8 protein-coding genes are annotated in these 9322 nt (G+C 56.0%); 6 read left to right on the top strand and 2 right to left on the bottom strand.

Translation table 11 applies throughout. The features are described 5' to 3' along the window. From VMW13_07645 to VMW13_07620, 6 genes are all read left to right on the top strand, one after another. On the top strand, positions 1-964 hold a 964-nt coding region (locus tag VMW13_07645; protein HUV44687.1), incomplete at its 5' end, for a 4Fe-4S binding protein. 24 nt (positions 965-988) lie between these two features. Further along, entirely contained in the window at positions 989-1519 is a 531-nt protein-coding gene (locus VMW13_07640; GenBank protein HUV44686.1) for a (Fe-S)-binding protein, read from the top strand. 103 nt (positions 1520-1622) lie between these two features. Continuing rightward, positions 1623-5189: a DNA polymerase III subunit alpha gene (locus VMW13_07635; protein HUV44685.1), complete on the top strand. Its 3567-nt coding sequence runs from the start codon at positions 1623-1625 to the stop codon at positions 5187-5189. 30 nt (positions 5190-5219) lie between these two features. Next, on the top strand, positions 5220-5651 hold the full coding sequence (locus tag VMW13_07630) for a hypothetical protein (protein ID HUV44684.1): 432 nt from the start codon (positions 5220-5222) through the stop codon (positions 5649-5651). Between the two features lie 56 nt (positions 5652-5707). Continuing rightward, positions 5708-6556 (top strand): DNA repair protein RadC, encoded by an 849-nt coding sequence (radC, locus tag VMW13_07625; protein ID HUV44683.1) that lies wholly within the window; start codon positions 5708-5710, stop codon positions 6554-6556. Continuing rightward, on the top strand, positions 6519-7325 hold the full coding sequence (locus tag VMW13_07620) for an alpha/beta hydrolase (GenBank protein HUV44682.1): 807 nt from the start codon (positions 6519-6521) through the stop codon (positions 7323-7325). The genes radC and VMW13_07620 overlap by 38 nt, the downstream gene beginning before the upstream one ends. Before the next feature lie 74 nt (positions 7326-7399). On the opposite strand, the gene VMW13_07615 is transcribed toward VMW13_07620, so the two are convergent. Both VMW13_07615 and VMW13_07610 read right to left on the bottom strand, forming a co-directional pair. Then, positions 7400-7912 carry a methylated-DNA--[protein]-cysteine S-methyltransferase gene (locus tag VMW13_07615; protein HUV44681.1) on the bottom strand — a complete coding sequence of 171 codons (513 nt, stop codon included), beginning with the start codon at positions 7910-7912 and terminating at the stop codon, positions 7400-7402. A 25-nt stretch (positions 7913-7937) separates the two neighbouring features. Next, entirely contained in the window at positions 7938-8612 is a 675-nt protein-coding gene (locus VMW13_07610; GenBank protein HUV44680.1) for a DnaJ domain-containing protein, read from the bottom strand. Positions 8613-9322 lie beyond the last annotated feature (710 nt).

The raw sequence follows: 9322 nt of genomic DNA, 5'->3' as shown, positions 1-9322 counted from the left end.
GAAGAAGATAGCCACGCCGGAGGAAGCCTGGATTGCCGGTCAGTTGGGGCGCAAATTGGAGTCGGCAAGGGAGATTGCAGACAGGGTGGGGCTGTCTGAGGCGGAAGCCACCGAGCGATTACGCGAGATGCTGCGGCGCGGCATGATTCAGACGGAGAAGCGTGATGGAATCCGTCAATACCGGCTGGCCCCCTTCCTCGTCGGCATCTGGGAAAATCAACTCTACACCATTGACCACGAGCTTGCCCATCTCTTTGAGCAGTACATGATGCTGCAAGGAGCGAATGGTATTCTGGGGCCGCACCCGGCGGTGCACCGGGTCGTTCCGACCCAGCAGGCGACGAAGACAGAGCTGATTCTTCCCTATGATGATGTGCGTGCCCTGCTTATGCAGGCCAACTCCTTCATAGCGAACGACTGTATCTGTCGCACGGAGCAGGACCTCCTTGGCAGCCGTAAGTGTGACTTTCCGGTGAAAAACTGCCTTATCTTCAGTACGGTTGAGGGGGCTTTCGGGAAAGACGGTATCTCTCGCGATGAAGCGCTGGCGGTCCTCGATGAGGCGGAAGAAGTCGGTCTGGTCCATTCTGTGAGCAACAGTATTGATAATGTCAGCTATGTGTGCAACTGCTGTGGTTGTTGCTGCGGCGTTCTGCGCGGGATAACTGAATGGGGTGTTGAGAACTCGGTGGCCCGGGCGAACTACTACTCCGAGACTGATTTAGACCTGTGTGTTGGCTGCGGGACATGTGAGGACCGGTGCCAGGTCGGTGCCGTTTCCGTGGTGGATGGTGTGGCAGTAGTGGACCGTAGCCGCTGTATCGGCTGCGGGCTTTGTGTTACCGGTTGCCCGGATGAGGCGATGCACCTGCACCGGCGACCGGACGCCGAGACAGTCCACCCGCCAGCCAGCTTCGAAGCGTGGGAGGAAGAGCGCCTGCGGAGTCGCGGGCTGGCCGAGTAGTCCTGATAAAGGGGGCGAACAGAGATGGTGAAACTGATAGCTGCCTACGAAATCAAACTGACCGAGCCCGGCTGTTCTCCCGGTAGCGGGTTCTATGGTCTTCTGGTGACCGTGCCTGTTGATATCAGTGATGTCTTCCCTTACCTCAACGCAGTGCTCGATGATACCCTGTACGACCGTGAGAACCGTATCCTGATTGGCAGGGACAAGGACCGCCGTTACGCCTTCCGTTCCAAAGATATCCGGGTAGCCGGTATCGACGACGTTACCGATGCGCCGAGGATAGCCGAGGAGATAGTTGAGCGGACCAATCAGGTCTGGGAACAGCGGGAAGAGATTACGCCGAGTTACCGTGAGCGAAGCGTGCCCGCGGCAATCGATATCTACCTACTCCTGCCCAGGACCAACTGCAGGGAATGCGGTTACCCCACCTGCCTTGCCTTCGCCGCTGACGCACGCAACGACCTGGAACTCCTGGAGAAGTGTCTGCCTCTCTCCCGGCCGGAAAACGCCGATAGCAGGATACAGATCGAGAGGCTTTTTGCCGGGGACTGAGCTGATTGCAGGCAGTATCCCCGCCATCCTCAAATAGCCCCCGAATTCCTCACAGCATACTGTCCTTGTGCTATAATTGGCTATTATTTCGACAGGGGCTTGAATGTTCACTCATCTGCATGTTCACAGCGAGTATAGCCTTCTCGATGGCATGTGCCGTATCGACCAGCTTATGTCTCGCACTAAAGAGCTGGGAATGGACAGCCTGGCCTTGACTGACCACGGGGTCATGTACGGCGCAATCGAGTTCTACCAGGCAGCCAGGGAAGCCGGCATAAAACCCATCATCGGGTGTGAGGTCTATGTTGCCCAGGACAGCCGGCACGGTCGTACCATTGGCGACAAGAACTACTATCACCTTGTCCTGCTTGCCAGGGATGAGGTCGGATACCACAACCTTATCCAGCTCACCAGCAAGGCACATCTCGAGGGTTTCTACTATAAGCCGCGGGTGGACAGGGAAATCTTGCAGAAGCACCATCAGGGCCTGATTGCCCTCTCCGCCTGTCTTGGCGGGGAGATACCGCAACTGGTCATGCAGGGACAGATTGAGGAAGCGAAGCAGGCCGCTCTCTGGTATAAGGAGACCTTTGGTGACTACTACCTGGAGATACAGCGGCACCCCATGCCTGAGCTGGAGCACGTGAACCCGGTGCTCATCAGGATGGGTGAGGAACTGGGTATACCCCTGGTGGCAACCAGCGATGTGCACTATGTGAACCGTGAGGATGCCGTGTCCCATGACCTGCTGATGTGTATCGGCACCAATAGCTCCATAAACGACGAGAAGCGGAAGAAAATAGCCGGGGATTTCCTTTACCTGAAGAGCCCGGAGGAGATGGCCGAACTCTTCAAGGATATTCCCCAGGCCATAGAAAACACCGAACGCATCGCCGAGAAGTGCAATCTGGAACTGGAATTCGGACGGCTTCACCTTCCGGAGATTGACTTACCAGACGGCAAGAGTGCCGATGAGTACCTGGCCGAGCTCTGCCACATAGGACTACCGCAATACTATCCCGACGCCTCGGAAGAAGTCAGGCAGCGGCTTGACTATGAACTGGACGTCATCCACCGCACCGAGTTCGCCAATTACTTCCTGGTTGTCTGGGACATCATATCCTTCACCCGAAAGCAGGGTATCCACTTCGGAGTGCGGGGCAGTGCCGCCGCCAGTCTGGTGCTCCACTGCCTGGGAATCACCGAGATTGAACCCCTGGCCTACGGGCTGGTCTTCGAGCGTTTTCTCAACCTGGAGCGCCGCGAGATGCCGGACGTGGACCTGGACTTCCAGGATGACCGCCGCGATGAAGTCATCTCCTACGTGACGCAGAAATACGGGCCGGACCATGTTGCCCAGATTATAACCTTCGGTACCCTGGGCGCGAGGGCTGCCCTCCGTGATGTCGGCCGTGCGCTGGGAATGACCTACAGCGATGTCGACCGGGTAGCCAGACTTGTCCCCTTTGGACCGGGGATGACGCTGACGAGGGCTCTGGATGAGAACAACGAGCTCCGTGAAATGTGCCAGGAAGACCCCATCATCCGCAATCTGGTCAACTCGGCAAGAAAGGTGGAGGGTATCGCCCGTCACGCCAGCACCCATGCCGCTGGTGTGGTCATTTCCCGGGAACCGCTCACCGGGCATGTTCCCCTGCAGAGAGCCAGCAAAGGCAACGGCAACGGTGAATCGACTTCCATGACCCAGTTCTCCATGGACGATATTGCGCGTATCGGCCTCCTCAAGGTAGACTTCCTCGGCCTGGCTAACCTGACAATACTGGGCAAGGCAGAGGAAATCCTCCAGGGTCGGGGGGTTGACATAGACCTGCACAGCATCCCGATGGATGACGCCAGGACCTTCGAGGTGCTGGCCGCGGGAGAAACAGCAGGCGTATTCCAACTGGAAGGTAGCGGCATGCGGCGCTACATCAAGGACCTTAAACCGACCACCTTCAGCGACATCGCGGCGATGGTTGCCCTCTACCGTCCCGGACCAATGGAGCAGATTCCCCGGTTCATCAAGGCCAAGCACGGTGAGGAGGCCATCCGCTATCCCGATCCGACCATGACCAGCATCCTGGAAGAGACCTATGGCGTAATCGTCTACCAGGAACAGGTGCTGTTCATTGTCCAGGCCTTTGCCGGATACAGTCTGGGGCAGGCGGATACCTTCCGAAAGGCGATGGGCAAGAAAATCCCCGAGGTCATGAAAAAGGAGAGGCGCAGCTTCATGGCCGGGGCTAAGAAGAAAGGGTTCTCCACCGAGCTGGCGGCAGAGGTATTCGCCCTCATCGAGCCGTTTGCCGGGTACGCCTTCAATAAGGCCCATGCCGTCAGCTACGCACTCATTGCCTACCAGACCGCCTATCTCAAGGCAAACTACCCGGTAGAGTACATCACTGCCTTTCTATCCACTCACTTCGGTCAGCCGGAGAAGGTATCCGGTGGTGTCGGTGAATGCCGACGACTGGGGATTGAGGTGTTGCCGCCGGACGTAAACCGCAGCCAATCCAATTTCTCGATAGAAAGGACTGACGAGGGGTTATCCGCGATACGGTTCGGGCTGACTGCCACAAAAAATGTTGGGTCTGGTGCTGTCGAGTCTATCCTCGAAGAGCGCGATAAGAGCGGTCCTTTTAAGTCGATTGAGGAGCTTTGCCGCCGTTGTGACCTGCGGAACGTAAATAAGCGGGTCATGGAGAGTCTAATCAAGGTTGGGGCAATGGACTGCCTGGGTAGCCGGGGGGCACTCCTGAACAACGTAGACCGTGTCCTGGCGCTGGCACAGAGGGAGCAACGGCTACGCGATACCGGGCAGACCACCATGTTCGGACTGTGGGGAGAGACGATGCCCACTCCCCTGACCGACCTGGAACTGGAAACATTTGAAATATCCCGCAAGGAGAAGGCTGCCTGGGAGAAGGAACTGATGGGGGTGAGCTTCTCCGAGCCGCCGTTCAGCCCGACTGCTAAACGTGCCGGTGCTGAGACGACGTTCTGCGGTCAGATTACTCCAGAACTGGAAGGGCAGGCTGTAGACGTTGCGGGCAGGATTGCCACGGTACGCTATCTAACTACCCGGGAGAACCGCGCCTTCGCCAGCGCCGTCCTGGCTGATTTCAGCGGCCAGGTCGAGGTAATGGTCTGGCCGAAGGTCTACGCCAGCACGACGGAACTCTGGCAGGAGGACAACGAACTGGTAGTCTGGGGCAGGGTAAGGGTAAGGGACGACCATGTGCAGATAAACTGCGACCGCGTCATTCCCTACCAACCGGAGTCGGCTCCGACAGACGAAGAAACCGCACCGCAACCTGCGGAACCGGCGGCGGTTATTGATAAGACACCTCCGGCCGAATCTGCCGAAGCTGTTACGCCGGACGAGGAAGCGACCGGTGGTGTGAAGATAGCCCGGCAGAGCCGGGTGGTGGTTATACTGAACCAGACCAGTGACCAGGAAGAAGATATTGCACGGTTGCACAGTATAGTATCTGCCCTGAAAGAGTTTCCCGGGCGGGATGAAGTCAGCCTGCGTGTCACCAACAATGGGAACGCCGTCAATCTCAGGCTGCCAAACATACATGCGGACTACTGCCCGGAGCTTCGCCAGCGACTGGTGGCGCTGGTGGGTGAGGACAGGCTGGTCCTGGAGCCCGGTCAAAGTGCTTGACGGACTGGATAGAATGGAGGGCTGGTAGACATGGATGCTGAAGCATACAGCATGTGGTTTCTGATAGGAGGCATAGTAATCCTGATTTTTTCTTCAATACTGCAGTGCTTCTGGGAGTTTGCACGGGAGGTCAGACCCGACCTTCGCCCGGCCATACTCGATACGTCCTGGAGGCTCGCTATTCTGCCGGGGTGGGTTATCCTGCTGCTGGTCGGTGGTGTGCTGATTTTTCTGGCAACGGGGGACTGGTTAGTGTGTTTTGGTGCTATCGTAGTGTACTATCTACTGCTGCCGATTTCGATTGGGTCGCGGGTAAGAAGGCGCGCGTTGCCGCCCTGGGATGACCTCAAGGGTGAACTGGAGAAGGAGGGCTACACGGAGCATAACTACTGGCGGCGTGGGGACTGGTGGAAGGAGGAATCCAGGAGGAAAACACCGAAGTCCAGAAAGAATTCTGATTGATACTCCCGGGCCCGGTCAGTAACTGACCAGGGTTTGCCCGGGACAAGAGGGCTGTCATGACGGTCGACAGGGAGAGAGTGGAGAAGTCTCCAGGCAAGGCAGCCGCCGGACACAGGAAAAGGCTGCGGGAGAAGTTTATTGAGAGTGGTCTGGCGGGCTTTCACGATTATGAAATCGTTGAGTTGCTTCTGAGTCTGGGTACGCCGCGTCATGACTGCAAGCCACAGGCCAAAGAAGCCATTAAAAAGTTCAAGACCCTGCGTGGGGTGCTATCGGCCTCTCTGCAGGAACTACAGCAGATTGAGGGTATCGGCCCGCATTCCGCTTTCGGCATCAAGCTCGTCCAGGAGGTAGCCAGGAAGTTTCTCAGGGAAGGCATCATCGACCAGCCTGTCTACAAGTCTTCCAGGGAGGTTTTCGATTACCTTTACCACGCAATGCGGGACCTGAAGAAAGAGGTCTTCAAGGTCATCTACCTGAATACCCAGCACCAGATTATCGAGACCGACGACCTTTTTCAGGGAACGCTGAACAGTAGCTTTGTCCCGCCGCGAGAAGTAGTGGAAAGTGCACTGGGGAAGAACGCTGCGGCGGTTATCTTCGCGCACAATCATCCTTCGGGCAACTCCGAACCCAGCCAGAGCGACAAACAGCTAACCAGGGACCTGGTCTACGCCGGAAGCATCATGCAGGTCCGGGTGCTGGACCACATAATAATCGGGGACAACCGGTACTTCAGTTTTGCCAGCGAGGGGCTGATTGAAGAGTACGAGGCGGACTTCCTTGGCCTGAAAATGAGGGGCACTGCCGAGGCGAAGCGAAGGCGGTACCGGGCTAAGAGCAGTCCCGAGCCCCGGCTGGCTCTTGATGAGAGTCAGCATGGGTACGAAGATAAGAAACCTTAGAACATATGGCAACAGGCCTTTCAACATAGCTGTCGTTCACGGTGGTCCAGGCGCACCAGGAGAAATGGCACCAGTTGCTCGTGAACTCGCTCTTGATTGGGGGGTTCTGGAACCCCTTCAAACAGCAACGTCCCTTGAAGGGCAGGTACAGGAGCTACACACGGTACTCAAAGAGAGCGCAGACCTTCCTGTCACATTGATAGGCTGGTCATGGGGTGCATGGCTCAGCTTCATTCTTGCTGCACAGTACCCTTCATCCGTAAGAAAACTCATCCTCGTAGGGAGTGGCGCCTACGAAGATAGATATGCCGCCAATATTATGTCAGCAAGACTGAGTCGACTCAATAAACAGGAGAGAGCAGAAGTCCTTTCTCTGCTGGAAATCCTGGATGACCCTGCTGTTGGGAACAGGAATACGGCCATGGCCCGATTTGGGACGCTAATCCACAAAGCCGACTCATATGACCCTTTGCCGTACGACGGCGAAGTGCTGGATATCCAGTCCGACATCTATCAAAATGTGTGGAAGCAGGCCAGTGAGCTAAGAAGCAGTGGGGGGCTATTGGCGCTTGGCAAGAAAGTCCAATGTCCGGTAGTTGCGATTCATGGTGACTATGACCCCCATCTTGCCGAAGGAGTCGAAGACCCACTTTCTCACGTCCTGGGAGACTTTCGCTTCATACTGCTGGAGAACTGCGGTCACCACCCCTGGTACGAAAGAGCGGCAAGAGACAGATTCTACGATATCCTCAGAAGTGAAGTCCGGTAGTGCTCCAGGAAAATCATCCTTATCTGGGTGGAGCATCCCGAAACCGGCCCCTTCAGGTAAGGTGAAGACAGCGTTCAGGCGGTGGCGTCCGATACCTCCATGTCGAGGAGGTACCGCTTCAGGTCCTCACCGCCACCGAAGCCGCCCAGCATACCGCCGCTGGCAACCACGCGGTGGCAGGGTATGATGATTGCTACGGGGTTTCGGCCCATAGCCTGCCCTACCGCCCGGGCTGCTCCGTGTCGCCCGATATGCTCCGCGATGTCGCCGTAGCTCCTGGTTTCTCCGTAGGGTATCTGCCTGGCGGCTTCCCATACGGCACGCTGGAAGGGGGTGGCACCGGAGAAGTCAATCGGGTCGGGGAAGGAAGGTCTGCCGCCACAGAAATAGCTCTTGAAACGCTCCACCAGGTCGGTGAACTGTTCGTCGGACCGCGTGGCATGCTCCACGGTATTACCGAGCTGCCGGACTGCTTCCGATTCGGAACGGCGCGGCAGTGTCACTCGCATCAGACCCTGAGGTGAACCCAGTACCGTCATCCAGCCGATATCGGTCTCAAAAACGGTGTATGCCAGTTGACCACTCATGGTGTGCCCTTCGCAATGACCAGGACTACTTGACCTTGACCTTTATTATTATGTCGCCGGCCTGACCGTCAGTTACCTGCCGCGCATTGCGCAGCTTCACCTTACTGCCGGTCTTGACCCCGGCAGGTATTTTCACACGCAGCTTCTTGCCTTTACGCTTGAGGTCTTTCTCCATACCGCTGGCGGCTTGCTTTTCGGTGATTGTGATTTCATAGGTAACGTTTCGACTACGAGGGCGCTGTGCCTGTGAGAAGAAGTTCTCGGGGGTACTTCCCCTGGGGACATTGAAATGCACCCTCCCCGGTCCGCCGGGGCCTCGCCCGTACGTACGGAAGGTGAAGTTCCTGCCGTGGAGGAAATCACCAAAAACACCGTCCAGAAAGTCGAACCCCAGCCCGGCTCCACCGAAGTCGTGCATCACATCTTCAAAGGTAGACTGTGTGGACCGGTTGCTGAAGATATCGCCGACGTCTCCCACCGTGCCAAACCGGTCAAACTGGCTCCGCTTCTCCGGGTTTCCCAGCACACCGTAGGCCTCGTTGATTGCCTTGAATTTCTCGTTGGCCCACTCTTCTTTGCCCGGGTTGCGGTCCGGGTGGTACTGCATGGCCAGTTTCCGGTAGGCCTGCTTGATGTCATCATCAGTGGCACTCCGGGGCACACCCAGCACTTTATAATAGTCCTTGGACTTCGTTACCATTTCTATCAGCCCCTGTTGATTATGAATTTATGCCCGCAGGTACAGGTGGTCGTTGTACGGTGAACGCCGTCTGCGACTACGAGCGGGCGTCTGCAACTTTCGGCCGCCGTCTGCGGGAATTGTCCTGTACCACTATTATAGCATACCGGCAGGCTCGGTTCAGGGTTGTATGGATGGCGGTAGTGCCAGGAAAAGGGTGTGAGTTCAGGGAGGGGGGGCAAACCTCTTGTATCTTTTAATCAGGGAAGCAAATTACACTTCACCCTACGCACAAATTCCACGCACAATACTGCCCTCAATTATACTTTCATAATTGCACTTCGCTTAGAAAATGGTTGACTATTGAAAAAAACAGAGTGGAAGCTAAGCCTAGACTTAATTTCCACTCTGTTCTCTATGTAATTATCCGTAAGTGAAGGATTATTGATTAATCCTGTTTTGGTGTAATTCTACAGCGCCTTCACCTTCATTCCCTTCATGGTTGTTACGGTGTTCATCACCAAAGTCTGCAAATGCAGGAGCCACCGCCAAACATAAATTAAGTGTGATAACCAACGTAAGGAACATAATTGTAACTACCTTTTTGATTTTCCGTTCTCCTTTCTACGATTCACTATTTTGATAAATCACCTTATTATAAAATAACTTTCAGCTTATTCTTCGGCAAGTATTCATTTTGGCGCAGGGTGAGGACCCGGTCGACCGTACAA

The sequence above is a fragment of the Dehalococcoidales bacterium genome (genome assembly GCA_035529395.1).
GTDB lineage: Bacteria > Chloroflexota > Dehalococcoidia > Dehalococcoidales > Fen-1064 > DUES01.
Note: the sequence above shows the minus strand (reverse complement) of the source record. Positions and strands in the feature narration are given on the sequence as shown.